This window comes from Nocardia cerradoensis NBRC 101014 (assembly GCF_000308535.1).
Taxonomy (GTDB): domain Bacteria; phylum Actinomycetota; class Actinomycetes; order Mycobacteriales; family Mycobacteriaceae; genus Nocardia; species Nocardia cerradoensis.
Map to the genome: position 1 here is coordinate 1 of NZ_BAFW01000161.1, position 21,747 is coordinate 21,747.

General features: G+C 68.9%; 22 protein-coding genes. 7 read left to right on the forward strand and 15 right to left on the reverse strand.

The features are described 5' to 3' along the window. A partial coding sequence (locus tag ON23_RS16720; protein ID WP_245555974.1) for an alpha/beta hydrolase occupies nucleotides 1-1,417 on the forward strand: 1,417 nt, incomplete at its 5' end. 54 nt (nucleotides 1,418-1,471) lie between these two features. Here ON23_RS16720 and ON23_RS16725 read toward each other — a convergent pair. The 4 genes from ON23_RS16725 to ON23_RS16740 form a co-directional block, all read right to left on the reverse strand. Then, entirely contained in the window at nucleotides 1,472-2,224 is a 753-nt protein-coding gene (locus tag ON23_RS16725) for a YebC/PmpR family DNA-binding transcriptional regulator (protein WP_036502880.1), read from the reverse strand. 122 nt (nucleotides 2,225-2,346) lie between these two features. After that, the gene (pdxT, locus tag ON23_RS16730; RefSeq protein ID WP_083904023.1) at nucleotides 2,347-3,009 is read right to left on the reverse strand and encodes a pyridoxal 5'-phosphate synthase glutaminase subunit PdxT; all 663 of its coding nucleotides are present in this window, start codon (nucleotides 3,007-3,009) and stop codon (nucleotides 2,347-2,349) included. A 67-nt stretch (nucleotides 3,010-3,076) separates the two neighbouring features. After that, entirely contained in the window at nucleotides 3,077-3,895 is an 819-nt protein-coding gene (locus tag ON23_RS16735) for an acyl-CoA thioesterase (protein ID WP_039779294.1), read from the reverse strand. 85 nt (nucleotides 3,896-3,980) lie between these two features. Then, a complete protein-coding gene (locus ON23_RS16740; RefSeq protein WP_039779295.1) occupies nucleotides 3,981-5,414 on the reverse strand; it encodes an MFS transporter in 1,434 nt (477 codons plus the stop codon). A 186-nt stretch (nucleotides 5,415-5,600) separates the two neighbouring features. Here ON23_RS16740 and ON23_RS16745 point away from each other — a divergent pair, with 186 nt between their 5' ends. Next, nucleotides 5,601-6,212, forward strand: a complete 612-nt coding sequence (locus tag ON23_RS16745; protein ID WP_039779296.1) for a nucleoside/nucleotide kinase family protein — start codon at nucleotides 5,601-5,603, stop codon at nucleotides 6,210-6,212. Between the two features lie 49 nt (nucleotides 6,213-6,261). Here ON23_RS16745 and ON23_RS16750 read toward each other — a convergent pair whose 3' ends face one another. Both ON23_RS16750 and ON23_RS16755 read right to left on the reverse strand, forming a co-directional pair. Further along, complete coding sequence (locus ON23_RS16750; RefSeq protein WP_039779297.1) at nucleotides 6,262-7,251, reverse strand: LysR family transcriptional regulator; 990 nt, start codon at nucleotides 7,249-7,251, stop codon at nucleotides 6,262-6,264. A 286-nt stretch (nucleotides 7,252-7,537) separates the two neighbouring features. Next, complete coding sequence (locus ON23_RS16755) at nucleotides 7,538-8,539, reverse strand: helix-turn-helix transcriptional regulator (RefSeq protein ID WP_039779298.1); 1,002 nt, start codon at nucleotides 8,537-8,539, stop codon at nucleotides 7,538-7,540. Nucleotides 8,540-8,629: 90 nt separating this feature from the next. Here ON23_RS16755 and ON23_RS16760 point away from each other — a divergent pair, with 90 nt between their 5' ends. Next, nucleotides 8,630-9,055, forward strand: a complete 426-nt coding sequence (locus ON23_RS16760) for a VOC family protein (protein ID WP_039779299.1) — start codon at nucleotides 8,630-8,632, stop codon at nucleotides 9,053-9,055. 124 nt (nucleotides 9,056-9,179) lie between these two features. Here the strand turns inward: ON23_RS16760 and pdxS are convergent, their stop codons facing one another. Both pdxS and ON23_RS16770 read right to left on the reverse strand, forming a co-directional pair. Next, complete coding sequence (gene pdxS, locus ON23_RS16765; protein ID WP_062997834.1) at nucleotides 9,180-10,082, reverse strand: pyridoxal 5'-phosphate synthase lyase subunit PdxS; 903 nt, start codon at nucleotides 10,080-10,082, stop codon at nucleotides 9,180-9,182. Between the two features lie 503 nt (nucleotides 10,083-10,585). Then, nucleotides 10,586-11,200 carry a TetR family transcriptional regulator gene (locus tag ON23_RS16770; RefSeq protein ID WP_039779339.1) on the reverse strand — a complete coding sequence of 205 codons (615 nt, stop codon included), beginning with the start codon at nucleotides 11,198-11,200 and terminating at the stop codon, nucleotides 10,586-10,588. Nucleotides 11,201-11,411: 211 nt separating this feature from the next. Between ON23_RS16770 and ON23_RS16775 the strand changes: the two genes are divergently transcribed. From ON23_RS16775 to ON23_RS16790, 4 genes are read left to right on the forward strand one after another with little or no spacing between them, the layout of a single operon-like run. Beyond that, nucleotides 11,412-12,635 (forward strand): alkane 1-monooxygenase, encoded by a 1,224-nt coding sequence (locus ON23_RS16775; RefSeq protein WP_039779300.1) that lies wholly within the window; start codon nucleotides 11,412-11,414, stop codon nucleotides 12,633-12,635. Beyond that, a complete protein-coding gene (locus tag ON23_RS16780; RefSeq protein WP_039779301.1) occupies nucleotides 12,635-12,832 on the forward strand; it encodes a rubredoxin in 198 nt (65 codons plus the stop codon). Before ON23_RS16775 ends, ON23_RS16780 begins: the two co-directional genes overlap by 1 nt. A 1-nt stretch (nucleotide 12,833) precedes the next feature. Then, the gene (locus tag ON23_RS16785) at nucleotides 12,834-13,016 is read left to right on the forward strand and encodes a rubredoxin (RefSeq protein ID WP_036502897.1); all 183 of its coding nucleotides are present in this window, start codon (nucleotides 12,834-12,836) and stop codon (nucleotides 13,014-13,016) included. Next, a complete protein-coding gene (locus ON23_RS16790; RefSeq protein ID WP_039779303.1) occupies nucleotides 13,013-14,245 on the forward strand; it encodes an NAD(P)/FAD-dependent oxidoreductase in 1,233 nt (410 codons plus the stop codon). The genes ON23_RS16785 and ON23_RS16790 overlap by 4 nt, the downstream gene beginning before the upstream one ends. Before the next feature lie 111 nt (nucleotides 14,246-14,356). Here ON23_RS16790 and ON23_RS16795 read toward each other — a convergent pair whose 3' ends face one another. The 7 genes from ON23_RS16795 to ON23_RS16825 form a co-directional block, all read right to left on the reverse strand. Next, complete coding sequence (locus ON23_RS16795) at nucleotides 14,357-15,400, reverse strand: NUDIX hydrolase (protein ID WP_039779340.1); 1,044 nt, start codon at nucleotides 15,398-15,400, stop codon at nucleotides 14,357-14,359. After that, nucleotides 15,400-16,524, reverse strand: coding sequence for a glycosyltransferase family 4 protein (locus ON23_RS16800; RefSeq protein ID WP_039779305.1), 1,125 nt, complete (start codon nucleotides 16,522-16,524; stop codon nucleotides 15,400-15,402). The genes ON23_RS16795 and ON23_RS16800 overlap by 1 nt, the downstream gene beginning before the upstream one ends. Continuing rightward, the gene (locus ON23_RS16805) at nucleotides 16,521-17,504 is read right to left on the reverse strand and encodes a phosphatidylinositol mannoside acyltransferase (RefSeq protein WP_051042786.1); all 984 of its coding nucleotides are present in this window, start codon (nucleotides 17,502-17,504) and stop codon (nucleotides 16,521-16,523) included. The genes ON23_RS16800 and ON23_RS16805 overlap by 4 nt, the downstream gene beginning before the upstream one ends. Before the next feature lie 22 nt (nucleotides 17,505-17,526). Beyond that, entirely contained in the window at nucleotides 17,527-18,198 is a 672-nt protein-coding gene (gene pgsA, locus ON23_RS16810) for a phosphatidylinositol phosphate synthase (RefSeq protein WP_039779306.1), read from the reverse strand. Between the two features lies 1 nt (nucleotide 18,199). Continuing rightward, nucleotides 18,200-18,838 carry an ATP adenylyltransferase gene (locus ON23_RS16815; protein ID WP_039779307.1) on the reverse strand — a complete coding sequence of 213 codons (639 nt, stop codon included), beginning with the start codon at nucleotides 18,836-18,838 and terminating at the stop codon, nucleotides 18,200-18,202. 8 nt (nucleotides 18,839-18,846) lie between these two features. Further along, entirely contained in the window at nucleotides 18,847-20,925 is a 2,079-nt protein-coding gene (thrS, locus tag ON23_RS16820; RefSeq protein ID WP_210743177.1) for a threonine--tRNA ligase, read from the reverse strand. Between the two features lie 117 nt (nucleotides 20,926-21,042). After that, nucleotides 21,043-21,690 carry a (2Fe-2S)-binding protein gene (locus tag ON23_RS16825; RefSeq protein WP_051042774.1) on the reverse strand — a complete coding sequence of 216 codons (648 nt, stop codon included), beginning with the start codon at nucleotides 21,688-21,690 and terminating at the stop codon, nucleotides 21,043-21,045. Between the last annotated feature and the right edge of the window lie 57 nt (nucleotides 21,691-21,747).

Genomic DNA, 21,747 nt, shown 5'->3' on the forward strand with positions numbered 1-21,747 from the left:
CCCGCCACCGCAGCTGCCCTCGGCGAAACTGAACCCCTACAACGGTTTTCATCACGGCCTGTCGTTGCTGCACGGCTGGCTGCCACTGACCATCGAGATCGTCGCCGCCGTCCTGCTCGTGATCGCGATCGCGCGCTGGGGCCGGCGGTGGTGGCTGATCCGGGTCCCCATCTGTCTCGCCCTCGGTGTGGTGGCCGCCTTCGCCGCCCGCACCGTGATGAACAACGAGGGCCTGGCCTCCGATCCCGCTCCGGTGCGGCTGTGGATCTGGGTGGGCGCGGCGGTCGCCGCGATCGCCCTGGTGGTCGTCGGCTGGCCGGGTGCGCGCTGGTGGCACCGCACCGCCGCGATCGTCGCGGTGCCGTTCGCGATCGCCAGCTCGGCGGTGGTGCTCAACCAATGGGTGGGCTACTACCCCAGCGTGCAGTCGGCGTGGAGTGCGCTGACCGCCGGGCCACTGCCCCATCAGACCGATCAGGACGAACTCGCCGCGATGCGCGACACCCACCCCGCCCACGGCGTGGTGGTGCCGATCGACACCGGCGACGCCGCCAGCGGATTCAAGCACCGCACCGAATATGTCTACCTGCCACCGGCCTGGTTCTCCGGGCCCACCCCGCCCGCCCTGCCGGCCGTGATGATGATCGGCGGCGAATTCAACACCCCCGCCGACTGGTTGCGCAGCGGCCAGATCATGCCCGCCATCGACGCGTTCACCGCGGCGAACAACGGCAGCGCCCCGGTCCTGGTCTTCGTCGACTCCTCGGGCAGCTTCAACAACGACACCGAATGTGTCGACGGCCCGCGCGGCGCCGCCGCCGACCACCTCACGAAAGATGTCGTGCCGTATGTGGATTCGCATTTCGGCGTCCCCGCCGATCCGGCGAAGTGGGCGGTGGTCGGCTGGTCGATGGGCGGCACCTGCGCCACCGATCTGACCGTGATGCATCCGGAGCTGTTCCACACCTTCGTCGATATCGCCGGCGATCTCGGCCCGACCTCCGGTACCAGGGAACAGACGATCGCGCGGCTCTACGGCGGCGATGCGGCCGCCTACGACCGCTTCGACCCGCTGACGGTGATGGCGAAGCACGGCACCTACACCGGTGTCGCCGGTCTGTTCGACGATCTGACGCCGCCGCATCGCCAGGACCACACCGGTAAGGACCCGGGCGGTGGCCACTTCCACATGCCGCAGGTCGACGAGAGCCGCATCGGCGTCGGCGGCCAGGACGGCGTCATGGATACCGGTGAGGTGGGCGCCGCCGAGAAACTGTGTGGTCAGGGCCGCGCGGTCGGCATCGAATGCACCATCCACACCACGCAGGGCGGGCACACCTGGCAGTTCGCGGCGGCCGCGTTCACCTCGTCGCTGCCGTGGGTGTCGGCGCGGCTCGGGCTGCCCGTGCACATCTGATACACACCGCGGGCCGCCGCCGGAGCATCCGGCAGCGGCCCGCGGCGGTACGGATCAGTCGTCGAGTTCGGCGAGGACCTCGTCGGAGACGTCGACGTTGGTGTAGACGTTCTGCACGTCGTCGCTGTCCTCGAGCGCGTCGACGAGTTTGAACACCTTGCGGGCGCCGTCGGCGTCGACCGCGACCGACACCGAGGGCTGGAAACCGGATTCGGCGGAGTCGTAATCGATTCCGGCCTCCTGCAGCGCGGTGCGCACGGCGATCAGGTCGCTGGGATCGCTGATGATCTCGAACGAATCACCGAGATCGTTGACCTCCTCGGCGCCGGCGTCGAGCACCGCGGTCAGCACGTCGTCCTCGCTGAGCCCGTTCTTCTCCAGCGTGACGACGCCCTTGCGGTGGAACAGGTAGGCGACCGAACCGGGATCGGCCATATTGCCGCCGTTGCGGGTCATGGCCACGCGCACCTCACCGGCGGCGCGATTGCGGTTGTCGGTGAGGCATTCGATCAGTACCGCAACACCATTGGGCCCGTAGCCCTCGTACATGATGGTCTGCCAGTCGGCGCCGCCGGCCTCTTCACCACCGCCGCGCTTGCGGGCGCGCTCGATGTTGTCGTTGGGAACCGACGACTTCTTCGCCTTCTGGATGGCGTCGTAGAGAGTCGGGTTTCCGCCAGGATCACCACCGCCGGTGCGCGCCGCGACCTCGATGTTCTTGATGAGTTTCGCGAACATCTTGCCGCGCTTGGCATCGATCACGGCCTTCTTGTGCTTGGTGGTGGCCCATTTGGAGTGGCCGCTCATTCCCTACTTCCTTCAGGTCGGTGTGCTCGAGGCCCGGACAGATTCGCGATCTGCGTTCCGGCGATCGCTGTGCAGTCTACTGCCCGGTCCGCCACCGCCCGGGCGGGGTGCTCGGCGAACGCTCAGGTACCGGCGCCCACCGCGGCCCGGACCGAGTCGACGAACAGGCGGTGCACGCGCAGATCTCCGGTCACCTCGGGATGGAAGGAGGTCGCGATGACCGAGCCCTGCCGGACCGCGACGATCCGGCCCGCCGCATCCTGCGGGTCGCCCACCGACGGACCCTCGGCGACCACGGTCCCCGGCCGCGGCCGGTGCGGGACCCGGGCCAGCACCTCGACGCCGGCGCCGGCGCGTTCCACCCAGGGCGCCCGGATGAACACCGCGCGGATCGGATCGTCGAGCCCGGTGAAGTCGAGATCGGTCTCGAACGAATCGACCTGCCGTCCGAAGGCGTTGCGCCGCACCGTCATATCGATGCCCGACAGCGACTGGGCGTCGGGGCGGGTGTCGAGTACCTCCGAGGCCAGCAGGATCATCCCGGCACAGGAGCCGAACGCAGGCATACCCGCACGCAGCCGTGCCCGCAGCGGATCCAGCAACCCGAACACCTCGAGCAGTTTGCTGATCGCGGTGGATTCGCCGCCGGGCAGCACGAGCGCGTCGACGGACTCGAGTTCCGATTCCCGTCGCACACTCACCGGTTCGGCATCGCACGCGGCCAGCGCGTGGAAGTGCTCGCGCACGTCACCCTGCAGAGCCAGCACGCCAATGGTCGGTTTCACGGCACGAGCATACGAGTCGCGCGGTGCGGTCGTGGCCCGCGGCCACCACGGTTGTGGCGCCGCTCACCTACCGCCGCAGTGTGCGGATGAGCCCTTCCTGCACGACCTGCGCGACGAACTGTCCGCGCTGGTTGAAGATCCGGCCGCTAGTGAGCGCGCGGCCGTAGCCCGCGGACGGGGAATTCTGGTCGTAGAGCAGCCATTCGTCGGCGCGGAAGGGGCGCAGGAACCACATCGCGTGGTCCAGCGACGCGTCCTGGGTCGGTTCGTCTCGGTGGGTGACCTTCGACGAACCGAGCAGGGTCATATCGCTCATGTAGGCGAGGGTGCAGACGTGGAACAGCGGGTCGTCGGGCAGCGGGTGGCGGTAACGGAACCAGACCTGCTGCTGGGAGGCCAGGCCGTCGCGCCGGACCACCTGCTCCTGCGGCACCAGCCGGATGTCCCAGTGCTCCCATTCCCGCATCAGCCACAGCCGCTCCGGGCTCATCGCCGCGCGTTCGTCCGGAATATCCTGCGGCAGTGGGACTTCCGGCATCACGTCCTGATGTTCGGGGCCCTCGTCGCCGACGTGGAAGGAGGCCGACATGGTGAAGATCGCCTCGCCGTCCTGCACGCCGGTGACCCGGCGGGTGCAGAACGAGCGGCCCTCGCGAATGCGTTCCACCAGGTACACGGTCTGCTCGGCGGGATTGCCGGGGCGCAGGAAGTATCCGTGCAGCGAATGCACCTCGAAGCGTGGTTCCACGGTGCGCACCGCCGAGACCAGCGCCTGCCCGGCAACCTGGCCGCCGAAGGTGCGCGCCAGCTGGGACTTGGTGATCGCGCCGCGGAAGATGTCCCGCTCGAGCCGCTCGATCTCCAGTGCCTCTTCGATCGTCGCCATGTACCGTCCTTCCGCCCTGTGCCCCGCTCAGGCTAAGCGATGGCGAACCCGCTCCGGCGAGCGACTCTCCGCGCCGTGACAGCGCTCACGACGCCGGCTCGCCCTGCGATCCGATCAGTTCCCGCGCCTCTTCCTCGGATTGCGCGGCCGGCGCCGACCCCCACATGTGCCTGCCGTTGGGCTCCTGCAGGAAATACACCGAGACCGCACCCACCAGCCCGGCGATGATCAGGTAGTACGCCGGCCAGTTCAGATCGCCGGTCGCACCGACGAGCGCGCCGACCACCACCGAGGTGGTGCCGGCGAACAGTGAGACCGCCACGTTGAACGACACCGACAGCCCGGCGCCGCGCACCTTCGTCGGGAACAGCGACGGCAGGGTGGACGGCATGGTCGCGCTGAAGCAGATGAGGGTCAGGCCCATCATGAGCAGGCCCAGGAATACGGCGAACGCGTTGTCGGTGCGGACCAGCAGAACCATCGGAAACGCCAGCACCACCAGGGCGATGACGCCGGTCCAGATGATCGGTTTGCGGCCGACCCGGTCCGAGATCAGGCCGATCACCGGGATGGTCAGCAGCGCGATGGCCATCACGGCGATCTGCAGCCACTGCGACGCCGAGGAGGACACACCGCCGCCGGTGCTGTCGGGCACGGTCGAGGTGACGTAGGTCGGCATATAGGAGGTCAGCATGTAGTTGGTGACGTTCCAGACGACGACCAGACCCATGCAGACCAGCACGTAGGGCCACAGCCGGGCCAGGATCTTGGCCTCGTCGCCGGTCTTGTTCGCCTTCTCCCGCTCCTCGGATTCCTTCTCCAGGGCGGCGAAGGCGGGGGTGTCGGCCAGTCGCATCCGCAGATAGACGCCGACCGCGCCGAGTGGCAGGGCGACGAAGAACGGCAGCCGCCAGCCCCACGACAGCAGCTGATCCTCGGTGAGGGTGGCGTCGGCGAGCGTGACGACCAAGGCGCCCAGCAGATATCCGGTGAAGGTGCCGAATTCCAGCCAGCTGCCGAGGAATCCGCGCCGCCGGTCGGGTGCGTACTCGGCGATGAAGGTCATGGCGTTGCCGTATTCGCCGCCGGTCGAGAAACCCTGCAGCAACCGCGCGCACAGCAACAACATCGGTGCCCAGATCCCGATCGTGTTCTGATCCGGGATGCAGCCGATGGCGAAGGTGCCGGCCGCCATGAGGATCATCGTGGTGGCGAGCACCTTGTTGCGGCCGATGCGGTCGGCCAGTGGTCCGAAGAACATGCCGCCGAAGGGGCGCACGAGGAACGCCACCGCGAACAGGCCGAACGTGGCGATCGTGCCCGCGGTGTCCCCGAGATGGGAAAAGAACACGTCCTTGATGGTCGGCTCGAAATACGCGTAGACGCCGAAGTCGTACCACTCGGTGATGTTGCCGATACTCGCCGCGCCGATCGCCCGGCGGATGATCGGCGGATCGGTAACGACGATGTCGTCGAGCGACCACCGCTTCGGACGTTCACGCGGGACCAGCACCGCCACGGACTCCGACCTCCTCGACTTCGCGACAACCCGTCGATCACCGGTGCAGCCGGGGCGCCGCGGACGGTGTTCGATCGCCTCGCAGGTGCCGCCGTGTCCGGAATCGACCCGCTCAGGCTATGCGATGGCAAACGCGCGCGGCGGGCGACTCTCCGCGATTCGCGCCGTGGCGGGCATGATAGGCGGATGCCCGCATACGAACCGATCGCCGCGGACGGGCTGGTCGAGCGGGTCGTCGCGGCCGCACTCGCGCTGCCGGGGCCGGTCGTGGTGGCCGTCGACGGGGCCGACGGCGCCGGACCGCGGGAACCGGCCGATCGGATCGTCGATCGGATCCGCACGAGCGGGCGACCGGCCGCGCGGGTGTGGTTGCACGACTTCGTTCGCCCCGCATCGTTGCGGCTGGAGTTCGGGCGCGACGAGATGACCTATCGCACAGCCTGGTTCGATTACGCCGCGCTCGATCGCGAGGTGCTCGAGGCGGTGCGCCGGCGCGGGCGGTGGCTGCCCGCGCTGTGGGACGAAGCCGAGGACCGGTCCGCCCGGGCGCGCATGCAGTCGGCCGAACCGGGTCTCGTACTGGTGGTCGCGGGCCCGATGTTGCTCGGCCGGGGTCTGGATTTCGATGTCACCGTGCGGCTGCAGATGTCGGAGGCGGCACTGCTGCGGCGGACCGATCCCGCGGACCGGTGGACCGTGCCGGCTCTGCTGCGACACGACCGCGAGCACGCCGACGTGCCCACCTTCGACGTTCGCTGGGATCATCCGGACCGCCCGGCACTGCGGATCGGCGCCTGATCCGTCGCGCCGACTCGGATGCGCGGGGGCACAACCGTATTCGCGGCGTTCAGCCGGCGAAACGTTCGCGGTCGGCGACGGGGAGCCAGCATCCGGCGGCGATGTCGCGGTTGTAGGTCGTGCGGAAATGCTCGATCAGATGCGGGAGTCCCGGGTGGGTGTTGGCCGTCGACCACAGCAGCGCGTGCGGATAGGCCGGTGTCGGGTCGACGATCGGCACCCGCCGGATGTGCGGATGCCACGGATTGCGGAAGTGGTCGCTGCTGACGGTGGCCAGGGTGTCGGAGGCCGCGATCCGGGCGAGCATGGCTTCGATGCCGTCGGGCCCGGGGAACCGGGTGCGGTCACGGGGCGTGGTATCGACTGTGACACCGCAGAATTCGCTCAGCTCGCGATAGAAGTCGGCCCACTCCGACGCCACCCCCGCGCCGGGAATCCACACCGTGTACGTGCCCAGTTCGGCGAGCGGCACCGCCGACCGCCCGGCCAGCGGATGATCGCGGCCGACGAGCAGATGCGCCGGATCCACGTACGCGGGCACGGCCGCGATATCGGCCGGCAATGGGCGGGGCCCACCCGAGGGCCGGGCGAACGCCGCATCGGCGCGGCCGTGCACCACCATGTCCCGCGAGGTCACGAAGACGTTCGAGATCACGATCTCGGTATCGGCGCCCGGATTGCGGTCGAGGTAGAACCGCATCTGCTCGGTCGCGCCCTGCCGTTCGCCCTGCACCGCGACGCGGAGCGGGCGCGGCATCTCACCGACCGCCGCCACCGCGGTCTCGGCCACCGCCAGCAGTGCGCGCGCATGTGGCAGCAGCCGCGCACCGGCGGCGGTCGCCACGATTCCGGCGGGTACGCGGTCGAACAGCGCCACACCGAGCTGCGCCTCGAGCTTCGCGATCCGCTTCGACACTGCCTGCTGGCTGATGCCGAGAACCACGGCGGCGAGACTGAACTGCCGTTCCTCGGCCGCGGCCACGAAGGCGCGCACGGCTGCCAGGTCGAGATCCGTTCTCGCACCGCCACCGACAACCATCCGTTGTGCATCCTTCGTTGTATTCTCCTCGGGCCCCTCGCGTACGGAGCCCGGCAACTTCCGGAAGACAGTACCCGACAAGCCATTCGGTGAGCGCCCGCATCGTCCCGGCTGCCACGAACGGCCGGGCGAGCACTGAGAACTCACGCCGTGGGGATGTGCTGCCGTGTGCCCACCACGGTGCTCGACACGGCGCGACGCGAACGAACCGAGCGGGCCACGACATACGGGCACGAGCCAATGACACCCCGGGCATCGGCTCGGCCTCGACGCCCGGGCCGGTTGCTCAGTCGCCGGCCGGCACGACGCCGCGGCGGCCCGATTCCGCGAGGCGAGCGGCGAGACCCAGGACCAGTTCGCGCAACTCCCCCGGCTGCCGCACCTCGAACGGGCGATCGAGCGCGGCGAGTACCGGCGGCAGCCAGTCGAGCCGCTCCGCCCGGATACCGACGTCCCACCAGCGCTCGGCGTCCGCGTCCGCCGCGTCGGCCGTCGCATCGAGAGTCGCCACGGTCGCGGGCAGGTGAGCGCGGATCTGCTCGACGGTACCGAAGATGCGCAGCCGCACGTCGTATCGATACTCGGCGGCGGCGAATCCGGACACCACCCGCCGCACCGGATCGATATCGCCGGGCGGGTCGAACGACCCCGGCAGGGTTCGGGCGGTGGTGATGCGATCCAGGCGGAAGGTGCGGTCCCCGCCGTGCCCGGGATCCGCACCGGTGACATACCACCGTCCGGAATGCGCGACCAGCCCGTAGGCGTGCAGTGTGCGTTCGCTCGCGCGGCCGTGGCGATCGGTATAGCGGAGGGCGATCGGCCGGTGGTGGCGTATCGCGTCGGCGATCGTCAGCAGCACCGCGGCATCCGGGGACGCGAATTCGGCCGGCGTATCGGTGAATGCGAGCGATTCCAGCAGCACGTCGAGCCGCCGGCGCACAGGCTGGGGAAGGACCCTCCGGATCTTGGCGGCGGCGGTCTCGCTCGCCGTCGCATCCGTTGCGGCCCAGCCGTTTCGGCGGCCGGCCCGGAGCCCGAGCAGTACCGCCAGCGCCTCGTCGTCGTCGAACATCAACGGCGGCAGGCGATATCCGGGGGCGAGCCGATAGCCGCCGTAGCGTCCACGCACCGACTCCACCGGAATATCGAGATCGAGCAGATGGTCCACGTATCGGCGCACGGTGCGTCCCTCGACACCGAGCCGGTCGGCGAGTTCGGCCACGGTCCGGGTGCCGCCGGACTGCAGCAGTTCCAGCAGGGTCAGCACGCGTCCGGTCGGTCGAGCCATGAATTCGACCCTAGTGTGAATACTGGACCGATTCTGTCCCCTATTGCTCCTACGCTGCGGAAAACACCCTCGAACGGCACGGAGCAGCCCATGAATTTCGTCTCGATCCGCATCATCACCGCAGACGTCGCGCGTCTGGCCGAGTTCTACGAGCGCGCCACCGGATTGCGCGCACGGTGGGCGACCGAGGATTTCGCCGAACTCGAGACCGGCGTCGCCACCCTCGCGCTCGCTAGCACCCGGACCGTCGCCCTGTTCGCACCGGACTCCGCCCGTCCGTCGGACAACCACACTGTGATCACCGAATTCCTCGTCGACGACGTGGACCGTGTGTATCGCGAGCTGTCCGGCGCCGGCACCGAAGTGGTCGCCGAGCCGGCCACGATGCCCTGGGGCAACCGCTCGCTGCTGGTCCGCGACCCCGACGGCAACCTGGTCAACTTCTTCACACCCGTGACGCCGGCGGCGATCGCGAAGTTCGCGGGACGGGCGGTGCCGGTCACGCCGAGCAGGTGAGCCGGCGACCGCCTCGGCGACGAGGGCCGCCGGCGGTGTCACTGCTCGGGAACGACGACGCCGGGCCGTCCTGTGCAGGACGGCCCGGCGAAGGCGTTGTCTCGGGATCGGCGTCCGAACGGATTTACCAGCCGCGCTCGGCGAGGCGGTGGGGCTCCGGAATCTCCTCGACGTTGATGCCGACCATGGCCTCACCCAGTCCGCGCGACACCTTGGCGAGCACATCGGGGTCGTCGTAGAAGGTGGTGGCCTTCACGATGGCGGCGGCACGCTCGGCCGGGTTGCCGGATTTGAAGATGCCGGAGCCGACGAAGACACCCTCGGCGCCCAGCTGCATCATCATCGCGGCATCGGCGGGAGTGGCGATACCGCCGGCGGTGAACAGCACCACCGGCAGCTTGCCGGTCTCGGCGATCTCACGGACCAGCTCGTAGGGCGCCTGCAGCTCCTTGGCGGCCACGAACAGCTCGTCCTCGGGCAGCGACTGCAGGTGGCGGATCTCGCCGCGGATCTTGCGCATGTGAGTGGTCGCGTTGGATACGTCGCCGGTGCCGGCCTCACCCTTGGAGCGGATCATCGCCGCGCCCTCGGTGATGCGGCGCAGCGCCTCGCCCAGGTTGGTGGCGCCGCAGACGAACGGCACGGTGAACTGCCACTTGTCGATGTGGTTGGCGTAGTCGGCGGGGGTCAGCACCTCGGACTCGTCGATGTAGTCGACGCCGAGGCTCTGCAGGATCTGCGCCTCGACGAAGTGGCCGATGCGCGCCTTGGCCATGACCGGGATGGAGACGGCGTTGACGATGCCGTCGATCAGGTCCGGGTCGCTCATCCGCGCGACGCCGCCCTGGGCGCGGATGTCGGCGGGAACCCGCTCGAGCGCCATCACCGCGACCGCGCCGGCATCCTCGGCGATCTTGGCCTGATCGGCGGTGACGACGTCCATGATCACCCCGCCCTTGAGCATCTCGGCCATGCCGCGCTTCACGCGGGCGGTGCCGGTCGTCGAGGTGGTGTCGGGCGTTGTCACGGGCAAACTCCTGATTATCGGGGATTCGTTCGAGGAGGCATCGCTGCGATGCGAACCTCCACGATTCTAGGCGCCCCGATCAGGCCACTAGATAGCCAGTCCGAGAGCACTGGACTGGTCCGCCGCCCGCGGCCGGGATCGCACCCCGGGCCGGGCGGCCGCTACGGCGTCGCTACGGGCGCGCCGAATGCGGGTACCCGTGGCGCCGGACGGTGCGAAACCGCAGGCCGGCGCCACCTGTTCGTCAGATCGGGTCGACGACGAACAGCTGCGCCCAGTACGTCGCGGCCTGCTCGCCGATATACGGCAGCAGGAAGTCGTACAGCAGATAGGACATAGGCATTCGGTACCTCACCTCCACACACCGGTTCGCCGGATTCGGTGTGCGGCAAACCGGTTTCGACCCTAACCGATGGTGACCTGTCACACACCGGCAACGGCCGGGTATCAGCCAGATCGGCGGGTTTCCGACGAAATGCGTTGACCGCCAACGCGTCCCGCCGTCACGCCGCACCCAGCAGCGGCTCGAGCAGTCCGACGGCGACGACCCGGATCTGGTCCAGCGCCCGTTCGACCGGCCCGGTCGGCTGGAACAGATGACTGAGGGCAAGGCGCACAACGGTTTCGGCGACCGACGCCAACTCCTCCTCGCCCACCGACGCCAGCTCGTATTGCGCGCGAACCGTCGCGGTCACCGCGGCGATCGCCCGGCCGAGCACCGGTTCCGGTTCGGTCATCAGCGCCGGCAACAGCGCGGTATCGGGTGCCGAGCGGCCCGCCAGCACCGCTTTCAGCAGCATATTGTCCGCACCGCTGCGCAGGGTGAACTCCACGGCCGCGATCAGGCCGGCGATCACATCGTCGGGGTGGGCCGCCAGCTGCTCGGCGATACCGACCAGGAAGACGTCCACCTCGTTCGCGATCACCACCTCGGCGAGGTCCTGTTTGGTGCCGATCTCCTTGTACAGCACCGGCCGGCTGACGCCGACCTCCTTGGCCACCCGCGACATGTTCACCGCGCCCCAGCCCTCGGTACAGACCAGCCCGCGAGCGGTCTCGATGACGCGCTCGCGCAGCAGTCGGCGCATATCGGACTGGAAGTTCGGCGCGGTAGCCACGCCCACGATCGTACACGGACCACGAAAATGTTCGACTATTGACAACTAGTAGGTATCTGTATTCAATGAGAACACTTCTTCGGAAAGTGTAAATACACCGAGGTGGGCGCGCCGCCGCCCCGGCCCCGTCCGCGCACTCCGTCCGCGCACTCTGTCCGCCGGACGCACCGTTCCGCCGCGCATTCCGCGCACCGTTCGTGAGGAGAATTTCGTGACCACATCCCGAATCGGCGATCCGGCCCGGACCGCGCCGCCGCAGTGGCGCGACCGCAAACGCCATCTCTGGCTGTTCGGCCTCGTCCCGCCGACCGCGGTCCTGCTCGCCACCGGCCTGGTGTGGCTGTTCAACCAGCTGGGCTGGCACCACGCGGCGCCGGTGTGGTGGTGGATCGGACCGCTGCTGGTGTACGTGCTGCTGCCGATCCTCGACCGATTCTTCGGGCCCGACGGGCAGAATCCGCCCGACGAGGTGATGGAACAGCTCGAGAACGACCGGTACTACCGCTACTGCGTCTACGCCTACATCCCGTTCCAGCTGCTCAGCCTGGTGTTCGCCTGCTATCTGTGGAGCGCGGTCGATCTGTCCTGGCTGGGCGTCGACGGCGGGCTGAGCCTGGTGTCCAAGATCGGCCTGGCTCTGAGCATCGGCACCATGGGCGGTGTCGGCATCAACACCGCGCACGAACTCGGCCACAAGAAGGACGAACTGGAGCGCTGGCTGTCGAAGATCACGCTGGCGCAGACGTTCTACGGCCACTTCTACATCGAGCACAACCGCGGCCACCACGTGCGGGTGGCGACACCGGAGGATCCGGCCAGTTCCCGGTTCGGCGAATCGTTCTGGACCTTCCTGCCGCGCAGCGTGTGGGGCAGCCTGCGCTCGTCGTGGTCGCTCGAGAAGTCCCGGCTGCAGCGAATGGGCAAGCGGCCGTGGACGATTCACAACGACGTGCTCAACGCGTGGCTGATGTCGGTGGTGCTGTGGGGCGCGCTGGCCGCGGTCTTCGGTCCCGGGGTGCTGCCGTTCCTGGTGTTGCAGGCGGTCTACGGATTCTCGCTGCTGGAGACGGTCAACTATCTCGAGCACTACGGTCTGCTGCGGCAGCGCACGGCCGCCGGGCGCTACGAACGCTGCACGCCGGAGCACAGCTGGAACTCCGACCACATCGTCACCAACATCTTCCTCTACCACCTGCAGCGCCACAGCGACCATCACGCCAACCCCACCCGGCGCTATCAGACGCTGCGCAGTATGGACGGCGCACCCAATCTGCCCAGCGGCTACGCCAGCATGATCACCGTCGCCTATTTCCCGCCGCTGTGGCGCCGCGTGATGGACAAGCGGGTGCTCGCCCACTACGGCGGTGACATCACCCGCGTGAACGTCCAGCCCGGCAAGCGCGATCGGATCCTCGCGAAGTACGGGGTGGCCTGATGTCCCGATTCCGTTGCCCCGTCTGCGATTACGTGTACGACGAATCCGACGGCGCCCCGCGCGAGGGCTTCCCACCCGGCACCGCGTGGTCCGCGATTCCCGAGGACTGGTGCTGCCCCGACTGCGGCGTGCGGGAGAAGCCGGATTTCCTCGCCGAGCTCGCAACCCACGACCCGACCCCGACGAAAGGCCCCTGACATGACCGACTACAAGCTGTTCCGTTGCCTGCAATGCGGATTCGAATACGACGAGGCCCTCGGCTGGCCCGAGGACGGCATCGCGCCCGGCACCCGCTGGGACGACATTCCCGACGACTGGTCCTGCCCCGACTGCGGTGCGGCCAAGGCGGATTTCGAGATGGTCGAGGTCAGCCGCGCATGACCGGACGCATCGTCATCGTGGGCGCCGGGATCGCGGGCGCGACCGCCGCCCGCACCCTGCGCACCGAGGGCTACACCGGCGAGATCGTCCTGCTCGGCGCCGAGGACCGGCTGCCCTACCGCCGCCCGATGGTCTCGAAGGAGTTGCTCGCCGGCACCGCGAACGAACGCCGGCTGCTGCTCGAGTCCGCGCAGTCGTGGCGCGAACTCGAGGTCGAGTTGCGCCTGGGGACCACGGTCGAGGGCATCGACGTCGACCGCGACCGCATACATCTGGGCACCGGCGAAACCCTCGGCTACGACGCGCTCGTGCTCGCCACGGGCGCCCGCGCCCGGGAACTGCCCGGCCCCGAATCGGGCGCGTACACGCTGCGGACCGCCGCGGATGTCGACGCGTTGCGTGCGGCCGTGATGACCGGTGGATCGCTGCTCGTGGTGGGTGGCGGCCTGGTCGGATGCGAAGCCGCCGCGACGGCGCGCGGGCTGGGGGCTGCGGTGACGATCGTGCACGCGGCCGACGCGCCCCTGGATCGGGTGGCGGCGCGAGTGATCGGCGAGTACTGCCGAAATCTGCACGCCGACAACGGCGTCGACATCCACGACGCGATCGTGCTGGACCGGATCGACGGTGGCGGTGGCGATGTCACAGCCACCGCCGTCGACGGACGTCGGTGGACCGCCGCGGCGGTCCTCGTCGCGATCGGCGCGGAACCGGATACCGGATTGGCACGGCAGGCCGGACTCGCCGTCGGCGACGGCATCCTCGTCGACGAGTCCCACACCACCTCGGCACCGAACATCTTCGCTGCCGGTGACGCCGCGGCCGTCTACGATCCGGAATTCGGGGTCCACCGGCGCACCGAACAGTGGAACAGCGCCCAGGCACACGGCGTCGCCGTCGCGAACTCGGTTCTCGGACAACCTGTTCCGGCCGAGGAGGTCACCTGGGGCTGGACAACCCAGTACGGCGTCACCATGCAATTCGCCGGGCGCCCGCAGCCCGAGGACGAGGTCGTGGTCCGCACCACCGGCACCCCCGGCCGATTCCTCGCCCTGAGCCTGCGCGCCGGGCGCCTGGTCGCCGCCGCGGCCGTCGCCTGCCCGGCCGAGCTGCGCACCGCTCGCACTCTCATCGCGGCCCACACCACGCACCCCGTCGAAACCTGGTCCGACGCGACCATTCCCCTGCAGGAGCTGGCCGTCGCGACCGAGTTGTCGAGCCACCCCTGACCGAGCGGGTCCGCTCCGCGCACGGCGGCGCAGCGTGTCACACCGGAGGCAGGCCCTGGAGCGCCACCCGGCCGGCTCCGCACCACATCCCGATCACGCCCGAGCCGCGGCTCAGCGGATGGACCGGACCTCGGGCTCGATATCGGAACCGGCGGCGGCGAGCGCCTCGGCCAGCAGATTGTCCAGGTGGTACGGGTACACCGTTTCCCCGATCCGGTCGAGTTCGGCGATATCCGGTGGCAGGCACCAGCGGTAGGCGGTCACGCAGCGGCGTTCCCAGACGGTCGGGTCGGCGGGTTTCGGATCGAACCAGCGCACCCGGGCGACGAAGAACAATTCCTCGGAGCGGATCAGCTCGCCGTTGAACGGGAAGACCGCGACCCGCCGCCAGATCGGGCCGCGCAGCAGCGTGGAGTCCAGCGCCAGACCCGTTTCCTCCCACACCTCGCGCACCGCCGCGGTCCGCAGCGTCTCCCCCGGTTCGATGCCACCGCCGACGGTGAACCAGAACGGCGAATCGGGAGTCTGCGGGTCGTGGCCACGCATCAGCAGCACGCGGTCCTCGTCGTCGAGCAGCACCACGCGGGCCGAGGTGCGGACGGTGTCGACCTCGAGGCCGGTGGTCGCGGCGGGCGTGACCCGTTCCGCGATCTCGAAATAGGTGGGCAGCGGCGCGGTACCGCCGAGGTGCAGCAACCGCACCGGGCGACGGGTACGCAGCGCCAGGGTGTCGCGCACGGCGTCGTTGTGGAAGCGGCGCGCGATCAGAACCCGCGCCTCGGCATCGGCGAGTTCGGCCACCAGCTGCGGCCGCAGTGAGGTGATGTCGACGGCGGACAGCGCGGCCGCCAGCTGGTTCTCGGCCGTCTCCCGGTCGCTCCAGCCGGCGCGTTCGGCGCGGTCGGCCAGGGCGATCAGCCGCTTGGACTGCTCCGCGGCGGCGGACTCCGACATCGGCCCGGCCATCGAGATCGCGACCGTGCGGGCCACGACCGCGCGCCGCGCCAGGGCCGCCTCCAGCGCGTCGCGGGCCTGGTCACCGCGCACATGCAGCCGGTCGAGCCGGTTGGCGGTGGAGTAGGCCCAGACTCCGATGGCGATGATCACCGCCGCGATCAGCGCGAGGACCAGGATGGTCGTCGCGGAGAAGGTGATCATCCAGCGGTCCTCACCCGGGCGTCGCCGACGGTGACCGTCTCGTACACCCGCAGAATCTGTTCGGCCACGACCGGCCAATCATATTCGCCGACAACCTGATCCGCAGTACGCACCAGATCCTCGCGGCGGGTGCGATCGGTGAGCAATCCGTCGATCGCCTCGACCAGCGCCGCGGAATCACCCACCGGTACCAGCACTCCCGCGGTCCCGTCGCGCAGCACCCGGCGGAAGGCGTCCAATTCGCTGGCCACCACGGCCGTTCCGGCGGCCATCGCCTCCACCAGCACGATGCCGAAGCTCTCACCGCCCAGATTCGGCGCGCAGTACACATCGGCACTGCGCATCGCGGACGCCTTCTCCGCATCCGAGACCTGACCGAGGAAACGCAGATGTCCGGCGTGTTCGCCCGCTTCCCGGCGCAGCCGTTCCTCGTCCCCGCGGCCGACGATCAGGATCTCCACATCGGGATGCCGGGCGACCAGTTTCGGCAGTGCGCCCAGCAGCACGGCCATCCCCTTGCGGGGCTCGTCGTAGCGGCCGAGGAACAGCACCGTCCCGCCCGCACGCGGATAACCCTGCAGCAGTGGCGCATTCGCGAACGCCGGCACATCGACCCCGTTGGGGATCTCGACCGCGTCGCTGCCCAGTGCCTCCACCTGCCAGCGCCGCGCCAGCTCCGACACCGCGATCCGCCCGCTGATCTTCTCGTGGTACGGCCGCAGCACCCCCTGGAAGGTCGCCAGCACCAGCGAGCGGGTGGTGGAGGTGTGGAAGGTGGCCACGATGGGCCCCTCGGCCACCTTCAGCGCCAGCATCGAGATACTCGGGGCGTTGGGTTCGTGGACGTGCAGGACCTCGAAGTCGCTGTCGGCGATCCAGCGCCGCAGCCGGGTGTAGGCGGTCGGCCCGAACGACAGCCGCGCCACCGACCCGTTGTAGGGAATCGCCACCGCCTTCCCGGCCGAGACGACGAATTCCGGCAGTTCGGTGTCGTCGGAGGCCGGCGCCAGCACGCTCACCTTGTGACCGCGCTCGATCAGCACCTGCGCCAACTCCACGACATGTGACTGCACACCGCCCGGTACGTCGAACGAGTACGGGCAGACCATGCCGATTCTCATGACACCGCGTCTCCGGCGGACCGCTCATCGCCGCGCACGGCCCGCGCTGCCGCGATCCGCTCCAGGCGCTGGGCGGACAGATCCCGCTCCCACAGCGGCTGCAGCATATGCCAGTCGGCGGGGTGTTCGGCGATATTGGCGGCGAACCGGTTCGCCAGCTGCTGGGTGGCCGCCGCGACCCCGGCCGAAACATCGAGTGGCGCTTCGGTTTTCAGTCCCCAGCCCTCGCGCCCCTGCTCGTCCACGGTGAACCAGGCGTGCACCGGCATCAGCGCGGCGCCGGTCTCGATGGCCAGTTTCGCCGCGCCCGCCGGCATCCAGGTGCGTTCGCCGAAGAATTCCACCGGCACACCCTTGCCCGTCAGGTCGCGCTCGCCCATCAGGCAGACCACCTTGTTGTCGCGCAACCGTTGCGCGAGCTGCCGGAACGGCGGCTGCTCCCCGCCGGTCAGCGGGAACACCTCGAACCCCAGGCTCTCCCGGTAGGCCACGAAGCGCTCGAACAGCGATTCCGGCTGCAGCCGTTCGGCCACCGTGGTGAGGCCGCCGTAGTGCTGCACCAGCCACACCCCGGCCATATCCCAGTTTCCCGAATGCGGCAGCACGAAGACCACGCCGCGCCCCTGCGCCAGTGCCTCGTCGAGATGCTCGAGCCCGTCGGGGGGCGGCATGAGCGGCGAATCCGCCAGTGCCGCGTGATCGAGGGTCGGCAGCCGGAACGCCTCGCGCCAGTACCGGGCGTACGAGCGCATCGAGGCGTGGATCAGCTCGTCGGGCACCGCGAGCGGGTCGACGGCCAGCACCCGGGCCAGGTTGCGGCGCAATTGGTTCGGTCCCGCGCCGTGGTGGGCGGCACGGTTCGCGCGCCGGGCCGCCCAGTCGCCGCCGAAGTCGAACGCGCGGCGCGCGGTGCGTTCGGGCAGTCCCCGTACCAGTCGCCATCCGGCCGCATAGGCGCGGTCGGTCAACGCGGCCCTCATCTGCGTCACGCCCGTACCACCTTCATTTCGCCGTATCGGATTCGGCCTTGGTCACCGGCGCGATCACGTCGCGGGCACCGGCCGAATTCCGTACCGCCAGGACTCGCTGGAAGACTGTGACGATGCTCAGCACCGCCAGGATGTACATCGCCACATACACCGCGTAGGTGAGCCATTCGATGTCGAAATAGCCACCGATGCCGGTGAAGCCGGCCCCGACCAGCACGATCACCAGACGGTCGGGGCGTTCGATGATCCCGCCGTCGGCCGACAGCCCGCTCGCCTCCGCCCGCGCCTTGGCATAGGAGATCACCTGCGAGGTCACCAGGACCACCAGCGTCGCCACGAACAGGTGCTTGCTGTGCTCGTGATACACCGCCCACCAGGCGAGGGCGCCGAAGATGGCGCCGTCGGCCACGCGATCACAGGTGGCGTCGAGGACCGCACCGTATTTCGTGCCGCCGCCGCGGGCGCGGGCCATCGCCCCGTCGAGCATGTCGAACATGACGAAGAGCCAGATCACCATCGTTCCCCAGAACAGGTGATCGGTCGGGAACAGCGTCACCGCGGCCACGATCGAGGCGGTGGTGCCGATCAGCGTCATCGTGTCGGGCGTGAGCCCGGTGCTCACCAGCGCCCGTCCCAGCGGCGCGGTCGCCTTGGCGAACGTCTCCCGACCGAAGAAGCTCAGCACGCTACTCGACTTCCTTCGCCTCGTGCCACGCCCCGGCCAGCAGGGCCCGCGTCTCCCGCAGCAACTGCGGCATCACCTTCACACCACCGACGACGGTGATGAAATTGGCGTCCCCGCCCCAGCGGGGAACGATGTGCTGATGCAGGTGGTCGGCCAGCGATCCCCCGGCGACGCCGCCGAGATTCAGCCCGACGTTGAAGCCCTCGGGCCGCGACACCTTCTTCATCACCCGGATCGCCCGCTGGGTGAACGCCATCAGTTCGGCGCTCTCTTCCGGGGTGAGATCCTCGAGGTCGGCCACCCGCCGATAGGGCACCACCATCATGTGGCCGGGGTTGTACGGGTAGAGGTTGAGCACCGCGAAGACCCATTCGCCGCGCGCGATGACCAGTCCGTCCTCGTCCGACATCTTCGGGATCTCGGTGAAGGGGTGTTTCAGCCCGGCCGAGGTCTTCTCCTCGGCGCCGGCGGGCGCGTCGGCCTCGGCCGGCCCGTTCCGGCTGTCGCGATCGGCGGCGACCGCACCGGTGATGTAGGACATCCGGTACGGCGTCCACAATCGCTGCAACCGGTCCGGGTCCCCCGCTCCCGTGTCGACGATCCGACCCGGATCCTGTTGCGTCACAGCCTCTTCCACCATGCCCTCACTCACGCCCCACCGGTCCGGACCTCGAATCCTTCCGCGCTCGGCGAGGCGTTGTCGCGCCGCGAGATCCAGTCGACGACGGTCGCCACCGCATCGGCCACCGGCACGGTGTTGACCTGGGTGCCGTCGCGGAATCGGAAGCTGACCGCACCGGCGTTCACATCGCGCTCGCCGGCCAGCAGCATGAACGGCACCTTCTGCGCGGTGTGGTTGAAGATCTTCTTCTGCATCCGGTCGTCACTGCGATCGACCTCGGCCCGCACACCGTGGGCGCGCAGTTCCTCCACCACCGTGTCCAGATGGTCGGCGAACGCGTCGGCGACCGGGATGCCGACCACCTGCACCGGCGCCAGCCAGGCCGGGAACGCGCCCGCGTAATGCTCGGTGAGCACGCCGAAGAATCGTTCGATCGACCCGAACAGGGCGCGGTGGATCATCACCGGACGCTGCTTGGTGCCGTCGGAGGCGGTGTATTCCAGGCCGAAGCGCTCGGGCAGGTTGAAGTCGAGCTGAATGGTCGACATCTGCCAGGTGCGGCCCAGCGCGTCCTTGGCCTGCACGGAAATCTTCGGACCGTAGAACGCGGCGCCGCCCGGATCCGGGACCAGATCCAGACCCGAGTCGGTGGCCACCTTGCGCAGCGTCTCGGTGGCCTCCTCCCACAATTCGTCGGAGCCCACGAATTTCTGCGGATCCTTGGTCGACAATTCCAGGTAGAAATCGTCGAGACCGTAATCGCGCAGCAGGCTCAGCACGAATTGCAGCGTCGAGGTCAGTTCGGCGTGCATCTGTTCTTTGGTGCAGTAGATGTGCGCGTCGTCCTGGGTCATGCCGCGCACCCGGGTCAGCCCGTGGACGACACCGGACTTCTCGTAGCGATACACCGACCCGAATTCGAACAGCCGCAGCGGCAGCTCGCGATACGACCGGCCGCGCGAGCGGAAGATCAGGTTGTGCATCGGGCAGTTCATCGGCTTGACGTAATAGTCCTGGCCGGGTTTGCGCACGGTGCCGTCGTCGTTGTATTCGGCGTCCAGATGCATGGCCGGGAACATGCCCTCGCGATACCAGTCGAGGTGTCCGGAGACCTCGAACAGATGCCCCTTGGTGATATGCGGGGTGTTGACGAATTCGTAGCCGGCCGCGATGTGGCGGCGACGGGAATAGTCCTCGAGCTCCTTGCGGATGATGCCGCCCTTGGGGTGGAACACCGGCAGGCCCGACCCCAACTCGTCCGGGAAGGAGAACAGATCCAGTTCCAGTCCGAGTTTGCGGTGATCGCGCTTCTCGGCCTCCTCCAGGACGTGCAGGTGGTTCTCCAGCGCCTCCGGCGATTCCCAGGCGGTGCCGTAGATGCGCTGCAGATCCTCGCGGTTCTGGTCACCGCGCCAGTAGGCCGCCGAGGAACGGGTCAGCTTGAACGCGGGAATGAATTTCGTGGTCGGGATGTGCGGGCCGCGGCACAGGTCGCCCCACACCTTCTCGCCGGAGCGCGGGTCGAGATTGTCGTAGATGGTCAGCTCTTTACCGCCGACCTCCATGACCTCCGGATCGTCGATACCCGATTTATCGGAGATCAGCTCGAGTTTGAACGGCTCCTTCGCCAATTCCACCCGGGCCTCGTCGACCTCGACCACCCGGCGCGAAAACCGTTGCGCGCCTTTGATGATCTTCTTCATCCGGGATTCGAGCTTGGCCAGATCCTCGGGGGTGAAGGGCCGCTCGACCTGGAAGTCGTAGTAGAAGCCGTCCTTGATCGGCGGGCCGATGCCGAGTTTGGCCTCGGGGAACTCCTGCTGCACCGCCTGGGCCAGCACATGGGCGGCCGAATGGCGGATGACGCTGCGGCCGTCCTCGGAGCCGGCGGTGACGGCCTCGACCTCGACGTCGGTCTCGGGAGCCCAGGACAGGTCCCTCAGATTGCCCTCGTCGTCGCGGACGACGACGACGGTGTCGGGGCCCTTGGTGGCCAGGCCCGCTTCGCGCACCGCGGCGCCCGCCGTCGTCCCGGCCGGCACCCGGACGAGGGCGGCGGGGGTTATGCGGGCTGAGGTGGTCACGGCTGCGCTCTCCTTAGACATGTCGGCATTCTTGTTCCGGGCCGGTCGACGAACAGAAATCTCACCGGCGCGACCAATGCTATCGGGACAGTACCGGTCGTGCGCCGATGGACCGGCCGCGAAGCGACGCTGGCCCGCTCACCCGCGCCGGGCCAGCTCGGTGAGCAGCCGCTCACGCTCGGCGGCGGGTCTTTTGGGGCAGCTGGTGCACATATCGCAACCGGGCACCTCGTAGACCAGGCAGCAGGAGATGCGCCGCACGAACGTGCGCGCGGCGATGTCGGTGAATCGTGGCACGGGCAGTCGCTCGCCGACCTGGGCGGCCAGCCGCGCACCCGCCTCGGGGTCGCCCGCGTCGATGGCCCGGTTGCCGATCGCGTCGGCGACGATCGCCCACAGCGCCGCGGGACGGGCGCCGGTCACCCGGGCCACGGCCGGGATGACGCGCCGCAGGGTGTCGCCCAGCGCGGCGCCGACCGCCTCGGACTCGCCCGCGGATTCGGGCACGATCCGCTCGATGCCACCGTCGGGCCGGATCTCGCAGCGCAGCCGTTCCAGCGTGGGATCGGGTGCCGGTGCGCCGGTCGCGTAGGCCTCGGTGATCGGATCCACCAGCGCCGAGGCGGCCATACACCACCACAGCGTGCCCGAGACGCGGGAATTGCCTGTGCCCCAGGAGATTCCCATATCGGCGATCCGTTCCGACAGCCACGCGGGCTCGGTGAGTTTGATGCCGGCCACCTGGGCGGGCACTCCGGATGCCACCGACTGCGCCACCATTTCCATCCGACTCCGATCCAGATCGATCCAGCGAATGCACCACCTCCACCTTGGCATGTCCGG

Coding starts and splice junctions, on each gene's coding strand:
- ON23_RS16805 (WP_051042786.1), bottom strand. CDS start 17,504: ATGAGGGCCGCGTTGACCGACCGCGCCTATGCGGCCGGATGGCGACTG.
- thrS (WP_210743177.1), bottom strand. CDS start 20,925: ATGTCTAAGGAGAGCGCAGCCGTGACCACCTCAGCCCGCATAACCCCC.
- ON23_RS16755 (WP_039779298.1), bottom strand. CDS start 8,539: ATGGCTCGACCGACCGGACGCGTGCTGACCCTGCTGGAACTGCTGCAG.
- ON23_RS16815 (WP_039779307.1), bottom strand. CDS start 18,838: ATGGTGGAAGAGGCTGTGACGCAACAGGATCCGGGTCGGATCGTCGAC.
- ON23_RS16780 (WP_039779301.1), top strand. CDS start 12,635: ATGTCCCGATTCCGTTGCCCCGTCTGCGATTACGTGTACGACGAATCC.
- ON23_RS16825 (WP_051042774.1), bottom strand. CDS start 21,690: ATGGAAATGGTGGCGCAGTCGGTGGCATCCGGAGTGCCCGCCCAGGTG.
- ON23_RS16735 (WP_039779294.1), bottom strand. CDS start 3,895: ATGGCGACGATCGAAGAGGCACTGGAGATCGAGCGGCTCGAGCGGGAC.
- ON23_RS16800 (WP_039779305.1), bottom strand. CDS start 16,524: ATGAGAATCGGCATGGTCTGCCCGTACTCGTTCGACGTACCGGGCGGT.
- ON23_RS16725 (WP_036502880.1), bottom strand. CDS start 2,224: ATGAGCGGCCACTCCAAATGGGCCACCACCAAGCACAAGAAGGCCGTG.
- ON23_RS16785 (WP_036502897.1), top strand. CDS start 12,834: ATGACCGACTACAAGCTGTTCCGTTGCCTGCAATGCGGATTCGAATAC.
- ON23_RS16750 (WP_039779297.1), bottom strand. CDS start 7,251: ATGGTTGTCGGTGGCGGTGCGAGAACGGATCTCGACCTGGCAGCCGTG.
- ON23_RS16790 (WP_039779303.1), top strand. CDS start 13,013: ATGACCGGACGCATCGTCATCGTGGGCGCCGGGATCGCGGGCGCGACC.
- ON23_RS16745 (WP_039779296.1), top strand. CDS start 5,601: ATGCCCGCATACGAACCGATCGCCGCGGACGGGCTGGTCGAGCGGGTC.
- ON23_RS16760 (WP_039779299.1), top strand. CDS start 8,630: ATGAATTTCGTCTCGATCCGCATCATCACCGCAGACGTCGCGCGTCTG.